The 17104-nt window shown below is 63.8% G+C and carries 17 protein-coding genes; 2 read left to right on the forward strand and 15 right to left on the reverse strand.

Features of this window, described 5'->3' with window-relative positions; all coding sequences use genetic code 11:
- The 7 genes from qrcC to GTA51_RS02000 form a co-directional block, all read right to left on the reverse strand.
- Nucleotides 1-759 carry a menaquinone reductase iron-sulfur cluster-binding subunit QrcC gene (gene qrcC, locus GTA51_RS01970; RefSeq protein ID WP_160958232.1) on the reverse strand — a complete coding sequence of 253 codons (759 nt, stop codon included), beginning with the start codon at nt 757-759 and terminating at the stop codon, nt 1-3.
- Nucleotides 760-781: 22 nt separating this feature from the next.
- Complete coding sequence (gene qrcB, locus GTA51_RS01975; protein ID WP_160958234.1) at nt 782-2935, reverse strand: menaquinone reductase molybdopterin-binding-like subunit QrcB; 2154 nt, start codon at nt 2933-2935, stop codon at nt 782-784.
- Between the two features lie 10 nt (nt 2936-2945).
- Complete coding sequence (qrcA, locus tag GTA51_RS01980) at nt 2946-3515, reverse strand: menaquinone reductase multiheme cytochrome c subunit QrcA (RefSeq protein ID WP_160958235.1); 570 nt, start codon at nt 3513-3515, stop codon at nt 2946-2948.
- Nucleotides 3516-3724: 209 nt separating this feature from the next.
- Nucleotides 3725-5185, reverse strand: a complete 1461-nt coding sequence (locus GTA51_RS01985; protein ID WP_160958237.1) for a mannose-1-phosphate guanylyltransferase/mannose-6-phosphate isomerase — start codon at nt 5183-5185, stop codon at nt 3725-3727.
- 16 nt (nt 5186-5201) lie between these two features.
- Nucleotides 5202-5759, reverse strand: coding sequence for a dTDP-4-dehydrorhamnose 3,5-epimerase (gene rfbC, locus GTA51_RS01990; protein WP_160958239.1), 558 nt, complete (start codon nt 5757-5759; stop codon nt 5202-5204).
- A gap of 247 nt (nt 5760-6006) precedes the next feature.
- A complete protein-coding gene (locus tag GTA51_RS01995; RefSeq protein ID WP_160958240.1) occupies nt 6007-7461 on the reverse strand; it encodes a small ribosomal subunit Rsm22 family protein in 1455 nt (484 codons plus the stop codon).
- Nucleotides 7451-9010 (reverse strand): ASKHA domain-containing protein, encoded by a 1560-nt coding sequence (locus tag GTA51_RS02000; RefSeq protein ID WP_160958242.1) that lies wholly within the window; start codon nt 9008-9010, stop codon nt 7451-7453. Before GTA51_RS02000 ends, GTA51_RS01995 begins: the two co-directional genes overlap by 11 nt.
- 267 nt (nt 9011-9277) lie before the next feature.
- Between GTA51_RS02000 and GTA51_RS02005 the strand changes: the two genes are divergently transcribed.
- Together GTA51_RS02005 and GTA51_RS02010 are read left to right on the forward strand one after the other, a co-directional pair.
- Nucleotides 9278-10000, forward strand: coding sequence for a C40 family peptidase (locus GTA51_RS02005; RefSeq protein WP_160958243.1), 723 nt, complete (start codon nt 9278-9280; stop codon nt 9998-10000).
- Nucleotides 9975-11012: a L,D-transpeptidase gene (locus tag GTA51_RS02010; RefSeq protein ID WP_160958245.1), complete on the forward strand. Its 1038-nt coding sequence runs from the start codon at nt 9975-9977 to the stop codon at nt 11010-11012. Before GTA51_RS02005 ends, GTA51_RS02010 begins: the two co-directional genes overlap by 26 nt.
- A gap of 262 nt (nt 11013-11274) precedes the next feature.
- Here the strand turns inward: GTA51_RS02010 and thiE are convergent, their stop codons facing one another.
- From thiE to GTA51_RS02050, 8 genes are all read right to left on the reverse strand, one after another.
- A complete protein-coding gene (thiE, locus tag GTA51_RS02015) occupies nt 11275-11922 on the reverse strand; it encodes a thiamine phosphate synthase (RefSeq protein WP_160958246.1) in 648 nt (215 codons plus the stop codon).
- Nucleotides 11919-12719 carry a hydroxyethylthiazole kinase gene (gene thiM / locus GTA51_RS02020; protein WP_160958248.1) on the reverse strand — a complete coding sequence of 267 codons (801 nt, stop codon included), beginning with the start codon at nt 12717-12719 and terminating at the stop codon, nt 11919-11921. The genes thiE and thiM overlap by 4 nt, the downstream gene beginning before the upstream one ends.
- 250 nt (nt 12720-12969) lie before the next feature.
- Nucleotides 12970-13470 carry a 4Fe-4S binding protein gene (locus GTA51_RS02025; protein WP_160958249.1) on the reverse strand — a complete coding sequence of 167 codons (501 nt, stop codon included), beginning with the start codon at nt 13468-13470 and terminating at the stop codon, nt 12970-12972.
- Between the two features lies 1 nt (nt 13471).
- Nucleotides 13472-14458 carry an NADH-quinone oxidoreductase subunit NuoH gene (gene nuoH / locus GTA51_RS02030; RefSeq protein ID WP_160958251.1) on the reverse strand — a complete coding sequence of 329 codons (987 nt, stop codon included), beginning with the start codon at nt 14456-14458 and terminating at the stop codon, nt 13472-13474.
- Nucleotides 14455-15612 carry an NADH-quinone oxidoreductase subunit D gene (locus tag GTA51_RS02035; protein WP_160958253.1) on the reverse strand — a complete coding sequence of 386 codons (1158 nt, stop codon included), beginning with the start codon at nt 15610-15612 and terminating at the stop codon, nt 14455-14457. Before GTA51_RS02035 ends, nuoH begins: the two co-directional genes overlap by 4 nt.
- A gap of 14 nt (nt 15613-15626) precedes the next feature.
- Entirely contained in the window at nt 15627-16169 is a 543-nt protein-coding gene (locus tag GTA51_RS02040) for an NADH-quinone oxidoreductase subunit C (RefSeq protein ID WP_160958254.1), read from the reverse strand.
- Nucleotides 16166-16696, reverse strand: a complete 531-nt coding sequence (locus tag GTA51_RS02045) for an NADH-quinone oxidoreductase subunit B (protein ID WP_160958256.1) — start codon at nt 16694-16696, stop codon at nt 16166-16168. The genes GTA51_RS02040 and GTA51_RS02045 overlap by 4 nt, the downstream gene beginning before the upstream one ends.
- On the reverse strand, nt 16660-17052 hold the full coding sequence (locus GTA51_RS02050) for an NADH-quinone oxidoreductase subunit A (RefSeq protein WP_160958257.1): 393 nt from the start codon (nt 17050-17052) through the stop codon (nt 16660-16662). Before GTA51_RS02050 ends, GTA51_RS02045 begins: the two co-directional genes overlap by 37 nt.
- Nucleotides 17053-17104 lie beyond the last annotated feature (52 nt).

A 17104-nucleotide genomic window follows, 5' to 3' on the forward strand; every position in this document is an offset into this window, starting at 1 on the left:
TTACTCGCTTTTAAGGTAGTTGTCGCCGAGCTTTCGCACCCATTCCCGCCGGCTGATGTAATAGACCTGGGTATCGGTGCCCAGGCGTTCCAACAGACGATAGGCGTAGGGGCTTTTGATCAGTTCGTGCACCTTGTGCTTGGGGTTTTTCAGATCCCCAAAAGCGAGAGCGCCGGAAGGGCAATTCTGAACGCAGGTGGTGACGTAAGCGCCGTCATCAAGGTTGTCGGGATCTTTCCCATTGGCCCGGGCAGCGTCCTTGGCCAGGGTCCAGCGATGATGGCAGAACGTACACTTTTCGACCACGCCGCGCGGACGGACCGACGTCAGCGGCGACAGGGTCTTTTGCATGCCCTCGGGCCAAACCGGGTCGAACCAGCCAAAGTAACGGACGTGGTAAGGACAGGCGGCCACGCAATACCGGCAACCGATACAGCGGGGATAGACCTGGCTGACGATACCGCCGTTCTCGTTTTTTTCCGTGGCAATGACCGGGCAAACGGACACGCACGGCGGATTGCCGCACTGCTGGCAGGGCCGGGGCAGATAGGCGATGTCGTGGTCCGGGAAGGACTTGCCATTGGTCAATTCATACACCGTCATCCACGAGGTGGAGCGGAGTTTGTTGGAGGCTTCGCGTTGCGGTTCAACGTTGTTTTCGGTCTGGCAGGAGGCCATACAGGCTCCGCAGCCGGTGCATTTGTCAATGTCGATCACCATGCCCCAGGTGATCGGGAATTCCATTTTCTGTCCGGACATAACGGCTTCCCTTTACCTTGCGTTAGGCGATTTTGACTTCCGAGGCGATCCACATGGACATGCCGGAGCCCGGCTCCTCGGCCACGGTCATAAGGGAGAGGTAGTTGGCTCCCTTGCCCTGGCTGAAGTAGTCGAAGGCGGTATGGCCAAAGCCCAGGGGGGCCGAGACCATGCCGGTCATGACGCTTTCAAAGATGTGGACTTTGGCCTGGCAGTCTACGCCGGCGGCGCTGAGCTTGACCGTCTGACCCTTTTTAAGACCCAGGGCTTTGGCGGTTTCGCTGTTAAGGCGCACGAAGGTGGTATCGCCGACCAGTTCGGTGTCGGGCACGGTGGTCAGATCCTGGCACGGAATGCCCGTGGCCGGGGTTCCGGTGCGCAGTTGGGAGTAGGGAGCCAGGGTGGCGGCGACAGCGGGTGCCTTGCCGGCCTTGACGGCCTTGGCCACCACTTCGGAGGCAAAGCCCATACCGGTCTGGGCCACCTGCCCGACCATGGTCCAGGCAAAGCCGGTTTCCAGAGCCTTCCAGAGATCGCCGCCGACCAGGGCGGGAGCCGGCTTGCCGGCCGCCACCTGCCAGGGCATGACGTCTTTGGCCACGAATCCGCCGCTGGCTTTGGCCAGACCGGCCACTTTTTCCTTGAGCACCTGCTGGAAGTTGTCAAACTTCAGTTCAATGCTCAGCTTGCGCGCCAGGGCCAGCAGGACGTCGCCAGTGGTCTTGGTGTCATGGATAGGCTTTTGGATGGGCCGCACCAGACTGTAGATGCAAAAACCCGAGCCATAGGGCGTCGCCACGTCGTCGTAGCGCTCCAGCGGCAGCGAGTTGGGCAGAACCAGATCACACAGGGCCGCCGTCTCATCCATAAACGACGAGAAGCTGACCTTAAACGGGATCTTTTCCAGGGCTTTGGCCATGGTCGCGGACTCGGGCAACCCGTAGGCCGGGTTGGCGTCGTACACCAAGAGGGCCTTGGGAGCCGGCGTCTTGCCTGCTTCCACACCTTTGAGGAAGGCGGGCAGGTCGCCGTCGAGCAGGGCCGCCCGGGACATGGCCCCAGGGACCACTGCGGCCAGTTCCGGCAGCATGTAGACGCCACCGGGCTTGTTGATGCGGCCCAGCAGCATGTTTAACGACATGCCGGCGATAAACGGGGCCGCGCCGAGTCCCTGTCCGAACGGGGAGCCGGTGACGACCAGGGGAGCCTTGGCCGAAGCCAGGGTCTTGGCGATGCCGGCCAGGACATCGGGAGCGATGCCGGTGGCGCGCTTGACGTCTTCGGGGCCAAAGCCGCCGTTGACCACGGCCTTAAACGTATCAAAACCAGGAGCGTTGCTGGTCGCGCCGGCCTTGAGCAGATGCCAGGCGATGCCCAGGGCCACAATGCCGAAGTCGGCGGCACCAGCGGGAATCCACTGGTCGCACACCGAAGCGGTGTTGTTGCGGGTGGGTCCGACGTAGATGTAGGTGGAAGCGGGCTTGGCTCCGGCCGGGCGGGTCGCGCCAAAGGCCTTGCGGTTACGCGTGGAGGTGCCCCAGGTTTCAAACAGGTCGGCTCCGAGCACGAGCACGGCGTCGGCATTTTCGAAGTCGTAGCCGGCCTGCCCCTGACCGCCCATGAGCTTTATGCCCTTGGCGGCGGAAGTCGCCTCGGTCGGCATCATGAAACAGCCGGCACTGCCGAGCTTGCCAACCAGGGCGGAGAGCACTTCGTTGACCGTGCCGGTGCCATCGCCGGAGATCGCGGCCACGGAACCCTTGGCTGCGCCAAGTTTCTCGGCCATTTCAATCAGCGCCTGCTCCCAGGTGATGGGGGCAAAGGTTTTTCCCGAGCGCTTCATGGGCGATTTGATCCGGGCCGGGCTGTAGAGCATGTACACTTCGGACCGGGCCAGGGCGGACACGCCGCCGCGCGACAGCGGATGGTCCGGGTTGCCGCCGGCGCTGACCGGGTTGCCGGCCACACGCATGATCTTTAAGCCTTCGCAGGCCGGGCACAGCTTGCTCGAGGTACCCACGTAGTCAATCTGGCCCTTGGGAACCCGGGGGATCCACGACCAGTTTTGCGTCCAGATAGAGGCGTCATCAATGAATTTCCACGGAATGGGGGTGAACATGGTGCCCACGGCGCCACCCGCCACAAGCCCGAGGAAAGCTCTGCGATCAAGTCCCATTTCTCCCCCCTTATTTATGACAGACGTAGCAGGCGTTGCTGGTGCCCATAGAGGCATGGCAGCGTTCGCATTCCCACATCTTCATCGTGTTTTTGCTGTAGCCGCTCAAACGATTTTCGTAATACGCCGGAGGAGTGTCCATCTTGGCCACATCGAGATGGCACTTGGTGCACTCGAATCCTCTGTGGGCGGCGTGGGAGAAAAATACGTTGTCGGGCTGGTACTGGTACACGAGCCAGGGGACTTGAACGCCAGTCTTGACATAATCTTTGACGAACTTGTCGATTTCCTTGCCGTTGGCCGTGGTTTCACCGGTTTCTTCGCCATGGCACTCGGCGCAGGACTCGGTCGTGGGCAGTCCGGCGAAACGACCGTCCGGACCCAGATGGTGGCATTGCTCACAGTCAATGCCAAGCTGTGCGTGGACCGTGTGACTGAAACGAATGGGTTGTGTCTTTTCGCTGTAAAGCAACTTCGGAAAGATGACCCATCCTACCACGAGGGCGCCGACGAAGCCGATCAGGGCGCAAAGCACCATGCCGCCCACACCGCCGGCTGAATTCGATCTTTTCTCCTCCATACTTCCCCTGCCCATGCCGTTGCTGGTTGTCCACCGCGCGCGATGACACACGGCGGCCGCTTTTCCCCTTGGGAAAAGGCGGAGTGTAAAAGACGTGTCGCCACGTCCCGCATCCCGGCCGGGGGTTTGTCCCCTCGCCCCGGCCTGGATAGTCGCACCGAGCTTTTTACCCAGTCAAGAACTGCTGTGTCAAGGCCTTATGAAAAAATTCACGAATCCCCGACATCCCGCTGACTCTCGCCTGACACCCTGGCACCACGGCCGTAGACATCGTCGAAACGCACGATGTCGTCTTCCTCAAGATACGGTCCCGACTGGATTTCTATGATTTCAACTGGTACTTTGCCCGGGTTGGACAACCGGTGCAGACTGGTTTTCGGGATGTCCACGGACTGGTTGTCGGTCAGAAGAATTTCTTTGTCCCCCACCTGCACCAGCGCCGTGCCAGTAACCACCACCCAATGTTCGGCCCGATGGTGGTGCATCTGCAACGACAAACGCGCCCCGGGCGATACTTCGATCCGCTTGATCTTAAAACCCGGCCCGTCTTCAAGAACGGTGTAACTTCCCCACGGCCGACGCACCGTCATATGGGCCTCAACCAGCTTGCTGCCCTGATCCTTGAGCGCTGCCACCACATCCTTGACCCGCTGGGCCTCGGACACGGGACAGACAAGCGTGGCATCGCGGGTCTGGATGACGATGAGATCTTTGATCCCGGCCACGGCCAGGGTGCTTCCTTGGGAAAAAAAGAGCGAATTCGAGCAGTCCAGGGCCAGGACGTCGCCCTGGACCACGCAGCCGTTTGCGTCGCGCTTGCCCAAACGGTACAAGGCTTCCCAGTTGCCCAGGTCATCCCAGTCGAAACCGGCCTCCACCATGGCGATGCGGTCAAGCTTTTCCACCACGCCGTAATCCACGGACACATCCGGAATCCCGGCATACCCCTCGGCCAGAGGCCGTTGTCCCCGGGTCTGCCACCAGTCGTAAAGAACCGGGGCATGTTCGGCCACGGCAGCGAGAAACACGTCGGCCCGAAAGACGAACATGCCGCTGTTCCAGTAATAGCGGCCGCTGGCCAGCAGTTTCTCAGCCGTTTCCCGATCTGGTTTTTCCGTAAAGCCAAGCACGGCGTAGCTCCCGGTTCCCAGGGACTCGCCGCGATGGATGTAGCCATAGCCTGTTTCCGGGGCCTGGGGCGGGACGCCGAAGGTGACAAACCAGCCCTCGGCCGCCAGCGCCGCCGCCTGGTCCATGCCCTCCCCCCAGGCGACCAGATTGTCGATGCGGTGGTCTGCCGGAAAAACGCCGACCACGGCCTGGGGATCAGCGGCCACGATGCGGTCCAGCCCGAGCAGGATGGCCGGCAAGGTGTTTTTGCCCAAGGGTTCGGCCAGCACGGCGGCAGCGACGTCAGGCAAAATGCCGCCCAACTGGGCGCGCACTTCAAAGACGTGCTCTTCGTTGGTCACCACCACGGTCTTGGTCGGCGAAAAGGCCTGGGCCACCCGGTGCGCCGTGGTCTGGAGCAGTGTTTCCTGGCCGCCCAGGGCCAGCAACTGTTTGGGCAGCAGGGTTCGCGACAAAGGCCAAAGCCGGGTGCCGGAACCACCGGCCAGGATCAGAGCGAAGCGATTGCTTTGCGCCGCGCCGGATTCGGTGCTGGTCATGCTGTCTCCTTCGGTGTCAGGGGACGTAGGCAAAGGGTGAACCGACGTCCGCCAGTCGCGGCTGGACAGCGTCCTTTTCCGAAAGGACGGGCTCGGTTACCGGCCAGGACACGCCGATGTCCGGATCGTTCCAGGCGATGCCGGCATCCAGGGACGGGGCATAGGGCGCATCGACCTTGTACATGAATTCCGCGCCTTCGGTCAGCGTGACATAGCCGTGGGCAAAGCCTCGGGGCACCATGAGGCGCTTGAAATTCGTCTCGGACAACTCGATGCCGAACCATTTCTTATACGTCGGCGAGCCCAGCCGCAAATCCACGGCTACATCAAAAACGGCTCCGCGCGTCACCCAGACAAGCTTGGCCTGGGTGGCTGGCGGCTGTTGAAAATGCAGTCCCCGCAGCACGCCCCGGGGACCGGAACGGGCATGATTGTCCTGAACAAAATCGAAATCCAGCCCAGCTTCGGCAAAGGCCGCCCGACTGTACGTTTCCAGAAAAAAACCCCGAGGATCGCCGAAAACCTTGGGCGTAACGACGACGAGCCCCGGGATGCCGGTTTGCGACACCTCCACGCGGGACCTCCTTTTGCTTCAAGACATGCATAAATTCTCGCGGCACGGATGCCGCACTCCCTATCCCATTTCAAGGGCTTGGACAACAACCCTCGCAGTCCCGTCCAGCCGGCGGCACCAGGATGCCACGGCCGGCTGGAGAGGACCAATCAACTTTATCGTCGCCAACCGGCCTATGGCCACAGTCGGCAACCGGGCCATCGCGCCTGCCGGGCCGGTCCGGGGCCGGACCGCTGCCGGCCGGACGCTATTTTCCCCGGCGAACCGGCCGTACCGCCGGCTTTTTGGATGTCCGGGCCGGACCGCCCGCTTTCTCCCGGCTCTGGGGGGAGCCAGCTTTGCGACCGGGCCGGCCCGCCCGGAGAGGCCCGGCCGGGCCGGCTCCGCTCCCGCCGGGTTTGGGCGCTCTGCTCCGCCCCGCATCCCGGGTAGGCGGTGTTTTTGGAGCGGTTCCCCTGCCCCGCTCGTTACGCTCCGGTTGGGGACGTTCGCTTGGCCGGGCCGCCGGATCGCCGGGCAGCGTCACCCGGGGTGCGCCGCTTTTCCCGTCGCAGGGAGCGTCGGGCGGCACTTCCACCGCCAGCAGATCGCCCGGAGCCGGCGGGCAGCGATCCGGGGCCACCAGCACCACCAGACCGCTCTGGGAGCAGCCGTAGACCGCGCTGCCGGGCACATCGGTCAGGGCAAAGGCCCCGGAAACCACCCGCACCGCCTGCTTTTCCAGGGTCGGCTGGACCTTGCGGGCCAGCAGATAGGCCAAGCTCAGGCGCTCCTTGCCCAGGTTGGCCCGGTCGGAAAACGTGGTCAACCACTTGGGCGCGCCCTTGGGCGACATGTTGAAATGGCACCAGGCCCGGGTCCGCCCCCCGGCCAGGACGCATTCCTCGCGATGGGGGCAGGGTCCGGACAGATGGATGTCCAAATCAATAAAGGCCTCACGCATGCCCAGCAGACACCGCCAGCCCAGGCGCGTCCCAGGCTCCACCACCAGCGCCCGGCCGCCCGGGGCCAGGGATTCGACGAGCTGGGCGGCCACGCGCTCCATGCGGGAATCCAGCGGATCGCGACTGGAGCCGGCCAATTCATTGGCCACGTTGATCATGGCGACAAGATCCGCGCCATCCGTCAGCCCCTGCCAGTATTCACCCCGGGCCACCCGGATGCGCCAGGGCGCGTCCTCGGCCGTGGGATCGAAACCGGCCAGTTCGGCAAAAAGCTTTAAGCCCAGATCCAGCGCCCGCCGGGAGCGGTCGATGCAGGAAATCCGCAATTTCTTGCGCCGCAGATCCGGTCGCGACAGCCACAGGGCCTGGACAAAGGTGAGCGGGCCGCTGCCCAGGTCGCAGACCAGGGCATTGTCCGGAAGGTTGAGGTCAAGCCCCGGCAAAAGGCGCGATAAGCGGATGAGATTCCAGGGCAGATAATACCAGGCGTAGGCGGACAAGGCGCGCGGATCGCTTAAGTAACCGGGACGCGGGCCGCCTTCGCGCTCGGAGGTCAGCGACTGGGACAGCTCGCGCACCAGACGCGGCAACTGGCGTTCCATGCCGGAACGCAGCGGCATGGCCCGGCGCAGCAGGTCCGGGTAGGCGGCCAGCCGGGCCGTGAGATCGGGAGGCAGGGGCGTAAACAGGCGGCGCAAAAAGACCGGCTTCGTTGGCGCACCGGGTCGGTGCAAAGGGGCGTCGGCATCAGGGGACATAGGAAAAAACCATCCTTTGGATGAAAGCGTTGCCGGCACCGCCGGCATCGACAAGGGGAACAATGGTCGTACGGGCGGCCAGGGCGGCAACTTGTTCGCGGCTGGCCGGGTCAGTCAAAAAAAGCGCCGCCCCTTCCAGGGAAAGATTGCCAGCGACGTGGGTTCGACCGGCCAAACCGGGTGGTATGAAACCCAATGTTTCCAAATCATTTGGGAAAACAGCCGCTCCAAACGCGCCGGCCAGATACACCGAGGCCAGGTGCGCCGTGGTCAACCCGGCGGCAGCCAATAACGTCGAAACAGCCAGGTTGCAGGCCGCTTTGACCTTGAGCAATTCCTCGACATCCGACGCGGGCAAGCGACAGCCGGCCGTCTCGAAATACGCCTCCCCATCCTGGGACCCGACCTGGGCGGCCAGCCGTCGCCCGAGCGGGGTCGCGGCCGGGGTTGTAGCGAATCGGCCGTCAGCGTCAAGGATTCCCTGCTCCCGCAGCCGGGCCGTCAGGGACAGATAGCCCGGTCCGGCGATGCCGCGCGGGGACTCGGCAGTCGGTGCATCGCCGAACAAAACCGGCACGAGCCCGGCCGGCGTCAGGTCAAAAGCCACCGCCACCCCCGGCCCGGCCATGGCTCCCTGGGAAAGCCCCACACCTTCCAGGGCCGGCCCAAGCGGCGCGCTGGCGGCCAGATAGCGGCCCGCATCCAAAGCCAGGACCATCTCGGCGTTGGTGCCCAGATCCGCCAGTAAAAAGGGATAGGCCGGGGCCTGCCGCACCAGCGCGGCCAGCCCGGCGGCGATGTCGGCGCCCACAAACGGCCCGAACAGCGGCGGGATATAGGCCGGCGGCAAGCGCTCGTCCAGTACGACAGACTCCCCGGCCGGCCATTCCAGGGCATAGGGTGCGCGGGCCAGACCGCCAAGCGGTTTGTCGCACAATATCGAAACCATGGCTGAATTGCCGGCCACACACAGGTCCGCCAACTGCGGGCCGGCCTGGGCGGCCAGACCGATAAGCGCGTCAATGACCAGCCGGCGCAGATAGGCCCCGCCCCCGGGTTCCAGGGCAAAGGCCAGACGGGAGACCACTTCGCCCCCGGCCCCGAGCTGGGGATTGACGCCGCGCCCTTGCGCCAGCGTGCGGCCATCGGCCAGGGACACCAGCCGCCAGGCCAGGCCTGTGGTGCCCAGATCAACAGCCAGCCCCAGCGGGCCGGCCCCGGCCAGGGGCATGGCCAGCCTGCCAGCGGCCGTGGGCCGACCGGGCTCGGCCACCTCCAGACACTGCCCTTCCCGCACCGGCTGCAGGCAGGCCAGCCGCCAGCCGCTGGCCAGCTCAGGGACTGAGAAGCGGCGTCTCTCAGCGGTCAGGGGTGGTGGTGCGTCACCGACAAAGCGCACCCGGCAGCGGCCGCACCGGCCCAGCCCGGCGCACAACGGCACGCCGACAAAAAATCCGGCCCGAAAAAGCGCCCGGCCCAGGGTTTCGCCCGGAGCCGCCGTCAGGGACAGTTTCCCAGCCGGTGTCTGCACTGAAAAATTGATTGCCATTTCCAGCAATTGTCCCCCATTTTGCGCCCCTGGACAAGCGTTGCCTGCGCGATCAGGCAGATTTCAATTTATTAAATTCTCAAAATAGCCTTGACGGGTCTTTTTGAAGCTTTTAAACAGCAATCTACCTTTTGAAAATGTATCCGGCGATTTGAACGACGCTCTTCGCCCCTGGTCGCAGCGTTGAGCAGGCCCCACGACTCCGAAAGGATTGGAAAGATACGTGGAAGCGGCCCCGGCCGGCAACTCCAGCAAGGAGGAAAAGTTTTGACCGACGCGCGCGCGCACGCCAACGCCCTCAGCAAGCTCAAACCGTACGTCGTCATGGCAACCCTGGCCCTGCTCTTGGCCGGGTGCTCCTCGAAACCCAAAACATACTCCTACCAGTTCGAAGAATATCAGGGCTTTAATGCCCGCAACAGTTTTATTACCGCCAATGATCCCGAAGCCCGGCTCATTGCCTCTGCTGAGAACAATCTCATTTCCGGGAATCTTTTCGACCAGGGTGGCCATTCTGCGGCCCCCAAACAGACAGCATCTGCGACTGAAAAATTCGCCAGCGACAAACTCATTAGCGACAATCTTTTTCAACTGAGTTCCGTGCGGCGCAAGGACGGCGGCGTTTACGAACGCATGCTACGCACCGCCTCCAGTCAAATCGGCACGCCCTACCGCTCGGGCGGCTGCGATCCCAACTCCGGGTTCGACTGCTCCGGCTTTACCACCTGGGTCTTTAACCGCTATGGCATGCATCTGCCGCGCTCCTCGCGTGAGCAGTACCAAATGGGCACCATGGTGGCCAGCAAGAACAATCTGCGCAAAGGCGATCTGGTCTTTTTCCGCTCCAAACGGGGCATCAATCACGTCGGCATCTATCTGGAAGACGGCAAGTTCATCCACAGCGCAACCTATGGCAAGAACGTGACCATCTCGCACCTTGAAGAAGATTACTGGAGAACGCATTATGCCGGAGGCCGTCGGGTCTTCTAGCACCGCCTTGGGTGCGTGTCGCCATGTGACCAGCCAAGCGGGTTCCCCCCGGACGGGGAGCCCGCTTTTTTGTCCGGCCCGGGCCATGGTCTGTCTGCTCTTCATCGGTTTGGCGGCGCTGCCCCTTTGCCCGGACACAGCCCGGGCCGGCAAAGCCAAGTCCGAAACCGTAGCCACGCCCGAGTCGGCCCCGGCCGCCAATTTCGGTGTCCTCGAAGCCGCCCAGGTCGCCGACCCTGCCCAGCGCCAGGAACTGACCCAGATCAGCCAGGAATTCGCCGCCACAGTTACGGCCAAGACCCTGGCCCGCCTGGGGCCGAAGGCCGGACAGCGACATCTTGGACTGCTTGCCCTCCACGGCAAGGACTACCGCGACACCGTACGCGCCGACGCCCTGGCCAAGCTCCAGGCCGCCGGAGCCGACCTGACGACCAGCCAATACTTCGTCTACGCCGACCGCAACCCCGGGGCGCAACTGCTCATCCTGGCCTTTTACGATGCCTCCGGGCCGCGCGTCGTCCTGCTCGGAGCGGACTTGATCTCCTCGGGCAAACTCCGCCCGGGCGAAGACTCGTTTATCACTCCCCTGGGCGTCTTTGAAAATCTGCCCGAAAACTGGGGCTATCGCGCCCAAGGCTCCAAGAACAGCAAAGGCTGGCGGGGACTTGGCGCACGCGGCAGCCGGGTATGGGATTTCGGCTACCAGCAGGCCCCGCGCCAGTTCCGCCAGGGCGTCTACGACAGCCAGATGCGCCTGTTAATGCACGCCACCGACCCCGACCAAGGCGAACCGCGCCTGGGCGGCCCGGATTCCAAGGGCTGCGTGCGGGTCTCGGCGGCAGCCAACGCCTTCCTCGACCGCCGCTCCATCCTGGACCGGCACTACGAACAAATCGCCGGCAACGACAAAACGCGCGATTTGTGGCTGCTGCGCCCGGACCGCGCCCCGGTCTCGCACCCGGGCAGCTACCTCGTGGTCGGCGATTCGGCCCAAGGCAACGCCGCGCGCTGACGCCAATACGATAATAATGCCTCCGGCGGCCGGGGCTTTGCCCCGGTCCCCACCGGGGGGATGATCCCCCCGGACCCCTCACTGGGAGAAGTTTATTAAGGTTGTTGGGGCTGGTTGGTACTCCGGTCGGTTGCGGAGTGGATGCCCCCCCCCGAAGGGGAAAGGTTTTAAGGGTTCTGGGCGTTAGCTGGCAAACGGGCCGGCAACCGCCGTGGATTTCCAGACGGCAAAGCGGTGCAATGCGCTGCTTTGCCGTTTCGCGTTACCGACCGGCCCGGGCCGCGTCCACGATGGCCCGCAATTCCCTGGCCGCAGCCAGCGGATCGGGCGCCGCACAAATCGCCGACACCACAGCCAGCCCCGACGCCCCTGCGGCCAGGACTGCTGCGGCATTGGCCGCCGTTATGGCCCCGATGCCCACCACCGGGACTTCGGCCAGGGCCGCCATGCGGGCCAATCCGGCCAGCCCCTGCGGTTCCCCGGCATCGGCCTTGGTGGTGGTGGCGAACACCGGCCCGGCACCCAGATAATCCACCGGCAGCCCCCGGGCTGCCCGGGCCTCTTCCTCGCCGGTAACGGACAGCCCGATAAGCTTGTGCGGCCCCAAAAGCGCCCGGACATCAGCCGGATGCATGTCGTCCTGGCCCACATGCACACCGTCGGCATCGGCCGCCAGGGCCACGTCCACCCGGTCATTGATGACAAGCTGAGCTCCAAGCGGTCGCACCAGTGCCACAAGGCCTCGGGCCAGTTCCACAAATTCGCGCGTGCAGGCGCGCTTTTCCCGCAACTGCACCAGCCGCGCCCCGCCGGCCACGGCCTGCCCTACCACATAAAACAAATCGCGCCCCAAAAGCGCCGCCCGGTCCGTGACCAGATACAGCCCCAGGTCCAAAGGCGACCGCGTCACGACAACCGCCTCGACCCGGCCGCGATATCAGCCTCGGTCAGCGTATAGAGCAGATCGAGAAACCGCACGGCCAGACTGCCCGGCCCGGCCGCACCGGCAGCAGCCAGGGCACCGGCTGCTGCCATAACGGCCATGGCGTGGACCGTGGCCGTCAACCGGTCCGGGTTGACCGCCAAAAACGCCCCGACCAAGGCCGTGGCCGTGCAGCCAAGGCCGGTCACCCGGGTCATCATGGCATGGCCGCCGGCCAGTTCAATGACCTCGCGCCCGTCCGTTACGACATCGATTTCGCCGCTGACGCAGACCACGCAGCCCAGCCCCTGGGCCAGGGACATGGCCGCCTTGGCCGCCTCACGGCTGGCGTGCAGGCTGTCCACGCCACGGGAGGCAGCGTTACTGCCGGCCAAATAGAGGATTTCCGAGGCATTGCCCCGGATGGCGGCCAGCCCCACGGTTTCAAGGAGGCGCTTGGCTACCTCGCGACGCCGGGAGGTGGCCCCCACCGCCACCGGATCAAAGGCGATGGGCACACCAGCCCCCCCGGCGGCAGCAGCGGCGGCCAGCAGGCTGGCTGTATTCTCCTCGCCCGGCGTACCCATGTTGAGCACCACGGCCCGGGCCAGCCCGGCCAGTTCGGCGGCATCGACCGGATGATGGGTCATGGCCGGCGATGCGCCAAGCGCCAACAAGGCATTGGCCGTTACGTTGGTGACCACGTTGTTGGTGATGTTGACAACCAGCGGGGCTTGCTGGCGGATGCGGCACAAATCGGCGTACACGGCCGAAGCAAATTCCATGGCGAAAATCCGTGGTTGCGGGTTTTACGACAGCGAAAGCGATGCGCACGGTAGCGCGCAGCCCGCCCCTTGGCAACGCCCTGTTGCTGCAGGCTCCTTTCGATACCGTTCCTGCCGGGCGCACCACAAACAAGATCCCCAAGCCTTGCGGCCAGGGGATCTTGAAAAGCCCGGGAGGGTTCCGGGCGGAAACTTCGACAGCGCGTCGCGGCAGGGTGCTTCCCGCTGTCGAAGTCAGGCAGCGTTCGTTTTACTCTGCAGCCATGCGGCGCAACCGGGCCAGCAGATCAATCTGAAACTCCTTGCGATCAAGGCGCACCATGTACGGGTTGTCGGAAAACTGCAGGGAATCCACCGGACAGGCCCTGGCGCATTGGCCGCACAGGCTGCACAGGGAGAAATCAACGATGACCACGGCCGGGGTCTTGCTGCCCTTCTGGGGAGCCGGCCCCATGACCACGGGCTTGCCCTCATCTCCTTCCTTGACCGGCACCGGACACTGGATGGTCAGGCAATTGGAGGGACAGGCCTTAACACAAGCCCCGCAGGCCACGCAGCGCGGCACGCTCGGGTCGTCGTCTTTGCCGATCAGCTCCACATGGCCCCGAAAGGAGGACAGGTTATCCACTTCCTGCTTGGGATAGATGACCGTGACCTGGGGCTGGCAAAAGGCTTTTCCCGTGATGCCAAGGCCGACCACCAGGCTTTTAAGGCCCGTATAAGCCTCTTCAAAGAGTTGCGAGACGGACATGTCAGCCTCCGAATCCGGCCACGATCACCACCAGCACCAAATCGATCAGGGCCAGGGGGGTGAGCCACTTCCAGCTAAGGTTTAACAGTTGGTCAAAGCGCACGCGGGGGTAGGTCCAGCGCATCCAGATCATGAGCAGCAAAATGGCGTAGACCTTGACCAGAAACCACAGGATGCCCGGCAGAAACGGTCCCTGCCAGCCGCCCAGGAAAAGGGCTGCGGCAACACCGGAAACAACGATCATGCTGGCGTATTCGGCCAGGAAGAAAAGGCCAAAGCCCATGCCGGAATATTCCGTGTGGAAACCGGCCGTCAGTTCCGATTCGGCCTCGGGCAGGTCAAAGGGGGCGCGGTTGGTCTCGGCCACGGCGCAGACCAGGAAGATGAAAAAGGCCAGCGGGTTTTTGACACCATACCACTGCCAGGGCCAGGCACCCTGCTGGGTCGTGATCTCATAGAGATCCAGCGACCCGGCAGTCAACGCCACGGCCATGACCGAAAGCAGCAAGGGCACTTCGTAGGCCACGGACTGGGCCACGGACCGGGCCGCGCCGAGTAAGCCCCATTTGTTGTTGGAACCCCAGCCGGCCAGGATCAGCGACAGGACGCCCAGGCCCGAAAAGGCCAGGATGAGCACCAGGCCGGTATTGAGCCGCATGGGAGCCAGGGCCGGGTCAAAGGGCAGCGGCAAAAAGCAGACCGTTACCGGGGCAAAGGCCAGAAGCGGCGCGGCCCAGTAGAGATACTTGTCCGCCCCGGCCGGCATGGCCAGCTGTTTGCCTATGAGTTTGACGGCATCGACGATGGGCTGGAGCAGGCCGTAAGGGCCGACATGCAGCGGCCCCGGGCGCAGCTGGACATGGCCGGCCACCTTTCGCTCGACCCATACCAGCACCAGACCGTTTAAGCCCACGAAGGCGAACACGCACAAAAGCCCAACGACGAGCCGCGTCAGGGGATGGTCGAAGCTCATAAGATCGGGGGTCATCGGTCGATCTCCGGGATAACAAGGTCCAGGCTGCCCAGGATGGACACGGCATCGGCCAGAAGCGTTCCTCGGGCCAGCTCGGCAAACACGCTCAGGTTGGAAAAGCCCGGGGCGCGCAGCTTGACCCGATAGGGCTTGGGTCCGCCGTCGGAGCGCACGTGGACGAGGATTTTGCCGCGCGCGCCTTCAACAGCGTAGCAGGCCTCACCCTTGGGGGGCTTGAGCGTCTTGGGGGCCTTGGCGGCAATAGGCCCGCCCGGCATGGTGGACACGGCCTGCTCGATAATGGAGCAACTCGTTTCCAGCTCGTCCATGCGCACCATGTACCGGGCCATGGCGTCGCCCTGGGGATAGGACGGGATGGGGAAGTCAAAGCGCGGGTAGACGCTGTACGGTTCAGCCCGGCGGGTATCCACCGCCGCGCCCGAACCGCGCAGGACCGGACCGGTGGCTCCGTAGCGCCGGGCCAGTTCCACATCCATCTCGCCGATGCCTTCGCAACGGCCGCGCAGGATCACGTTGTCCGTCACCAGATCGCGGTACATGGGCAACCGCGAGCGCAGCAGCTTGACGAAATCCAGACAGCGTTTGGGGAAGTCTTCGGGCACGTCGTTGTAGACGCCGCCGAAGGTGAAGTAGGAATAGGTCAGCCGCGAGCCGGTGACGGCTTGCAGGATATCAAGCAGGAATTCCCGGTCGTCAAAGGCGTACATGATGGGGGTAAAGGCCCCAAGGTCCAGGAGATAGGCTCCCCACCAGAGCAGATGGGAGCTTATGCGGTTGAGTTCCGTCACCGCCACCCGGATGTACTCGGCGCGCTCGGGCACCTCGATACCGGCAAGACGTTCCACCGACCCGGCATAGGCCCAGTTCCAGGCCATGGCGTGCAGATAATCCACCCGACCCATGTTGGGCATAAACTGGAAGTAGGTCTTTTCCTGGCCCATCCACTCGTGCATGCGGTGGACGTAGCCGAGCACCGGCTCGGCCCGCACGATGTACTCGCCGTCGAGTTCGAGCAGAATGCGCAGCACGCCGTGGGTGGAGGGGTGCTGCGGTCCCATGCTCAGGATGAGCTTGTCTTCGGTCGGACCCGGCTCGAAGCGCACCGACGTAGGGTCTTGCGCCAACGTTTTGGGATCAAAGGCTTGCATGCTTCCTCCGGGCCTTAGGCGTCTTCGGTTGTGGCGGCCTTGACCACCTTGGCGGGCTTGGGCTTTTCCGCTTCGGGTTCGGCCAGGCCGCAGTCCACGAGGTAGCCAAGGGGCATGAGGTCGGCCAGGGATTTGCGGGCCTTCTCCGGTTTGACCAGGGGATGGCTGCCGAAATTCTCTGGCAGAAGCAGATTGTACAGATTGGGATGCCCGGCGAAATCGATACCGTAGAAATCATAGCATTCCCGCTCGTGCCAGTCCGCGCCGGGATAGACGGCGCTGATGCTGGGCAGGCGCGGGGCCTCGTGGGGGACCAAGGCCCGCACCACGAGACGGTTGATCCCGTCGAGCAGGCTGAAGTGATAGGTGATCTCGAAGCCCTCTTGCAGGTCCGAGGCCATGACGTCTTCGAGCATGTACCCTTCGGCGTCCAACACCGTGATGGCGTCCACGATATTCTGGGCCTCCACGGTGATGGACAGGGTCATGCCGGTGGTGGCGTGGTCCATGGGCGCGGAGCAGACCGGCCCCATTTTGGCGACGAAAGCCGGGATCATTGCTGACCTCCCTGGGGAACCTGCCACCAGCGACGGCCGGTGATCTTTTCCTGGATGGCAAAAAGGCCTTCGAGCAGGGCCTCGGGCCGGGGCGGACAGCCAGGCACGTAGACGTCAACCGGAATGAGCGTATCGACGCCCTGGATGACGTTGTACTGGCCTTCGATGTTAAACGGTCCGCCGGAGATGGCGCAGTTGCCAAGGGCCATGACGTAGCGCGGGGCCGGCATCTGCTCGTAGAGCCGCACCACGGCCGGGGCCATCTTCTTGTTGACCGTGCCGGCCACGATCATCAGATCGGACTGGCGCGGCGAAGGCCGAAAGACTTCCGCGCCGTACCGGGCGATGTCAAAACGAGCCATGCCGACGGCCATCATTTCGATGGCGCAGCAGGCCAGACCAAAGGTCATGGGCCAGATAGACATGGCCCGGCACACATCCACCAGCTTCTGGACTGCCGGCGTGGCAATCAGGGCCGGTTCGACCGTGGTTACGGCCGGGGTGCAATATGGATCTTGCGGGGCCATGTGAACACTCCCTTGCGCATGAAGTAGACGATGGCGGCGCCAAGCACCGCGAGAAACACCAGCAACTTTATCGTTCCAGCCAACCCCTGGGGCGTGGCATAGGCCGCCGCCACCGGGAAGAGATAGAGGATGTCCACCTCAAAGGCCAAAAAGATCAGGGCATAGAAATAGTAGTTGATGCCGAATTTGACCCAGGAGCGTCCGTGGGTGGGCACGCCGCACTCATATGTCTCACCAAGCGCCCCGCCCTTGGCCTTGGGGGCCAGGAGCAGCGAGCCGATAAGGGGGCCTGCCGCAAAAAGGACGCCGCCCAGGAAGAAGAGCAGTATCGCCGCTTGTAACCAGGTAAAGACCATGCGTCTTTTCCTCCTTTCCCAGTTCGATAAACCGCGTCAGATGCCGCGCGCG

It is taken from the genome of Solidesulfovibrio aerotolerans (assembly GCF_009856865.1).
GTDB classification, from domain to species: Bacteria; Desulfobacterota; Desulfovibrionia; order Desulfovibrionales; family Desulfovibrionaceae; genus Solidesulfovibrio; species Solidesulfovibrio aerotolerans.

Excerpts from the sequence above, each read along its gene's own strand:
- qrcC (WP_160958232.1), bottom strand. The coding sequence starts at position 759 with ATGTCCGGACAGAAAATGGAATTCCCGATCACCTGGGGCATGGTGATC.
- qrcB (WP_160958234.1), bottom strand. The coding sequence starts at position 2,935 with ATGGGACTTGATCGCAGAGCTTTCCTCGGGCTTGTGGCGGGTGGCGCC.
- qrcA (WP_160958235.1), bottom strand. The coding sequence starts at position 3,515 with ATGGAGGAGAAAAGATCGAATTCAGCCGGCGGTGTGGGCGGCATGGTG.
- GTA51_RS01985 (WP_160958237.1), bottom strand. The coding sequence starts at position 5,185 with ATGACCAGCACCGAATCCGGCGCGGCGCAAAGCAATCGCTTCGCTCTG.
- GTA51_RS01995 (WP_160958240.1), bottom strand. The coding sequence starts at position 7,461 with ATGTCCCCTGATGCCGACGCCCCTTTGCACCGACCCGGTGCGCCAACG.
- GTA51_RS02000 (WP_160958242.1), bottom strand. The coding sequence starts at position 9,010 with ATGGCAATCAATTTTTCAGTGCAGACACCGGCTGGGAAACTGTCCCTG.
- GTA51_RS02010 (WP_160958245.1), top strand. The coding sequence starts at position 9,975 with ATGCCGGAGGCCGTCGGGTCTTCTAGCACCGCCTTGGGTGCGTGTCGC.
- thiM (WP_160958248.1), bottom strand. The coding sequence starts at position 12,719 with ATGGAATTTGCTTCGGCCGTGTACGCCGATTTGTGCCGCATCCGCCAG.
- GTA51_RS02025 (WP_160958249.1), bottom strand. The coding sequence starts at position 13,470 with ATGTCCGTCTCGCAACTCTTTGAAGAGGCTTATACGGGCCTTAAAAGC.
- nuoH (WP_160958251.1), bottom strand. The coding sequence starts at position 14,458 with ATGACCCCCGATCTTATGAGCTTCGACCATCCCCTGACGCGGCTCGTC.
- GTA51_RS02035 (WP_160958253.1), bottom strand. The coding sequence starts at position 15,612 with ATGCAAGCCTTTGATCCCAAAACGTTGGCGCAAGACCCTACGTCGGTG.
- GTA51_RS02040 (WP_160958254.1), bottom strand. The coding sequence starts at position 16,169 with ATGATCCCGGCTTTCGTCGCCAAAATGGGGCCGGTCTGCTCCGCGCCC.
- GTA51_RS02045 (WP_160958256.1), bottom strand. The coding sequence starts at position 16,696 with ATGGCCCCGCAAGATCCATATTGCACCCCGGCCGTAACCACGGTCGAA.
- GTA51_RS02050 (WP_160958257.1), bottom strand. The coding sequence starts at position 17,052 with ATGGTCTTTACCTGGTTACAAGCGGCGATACTGCTCTTCTTCCTGGGC.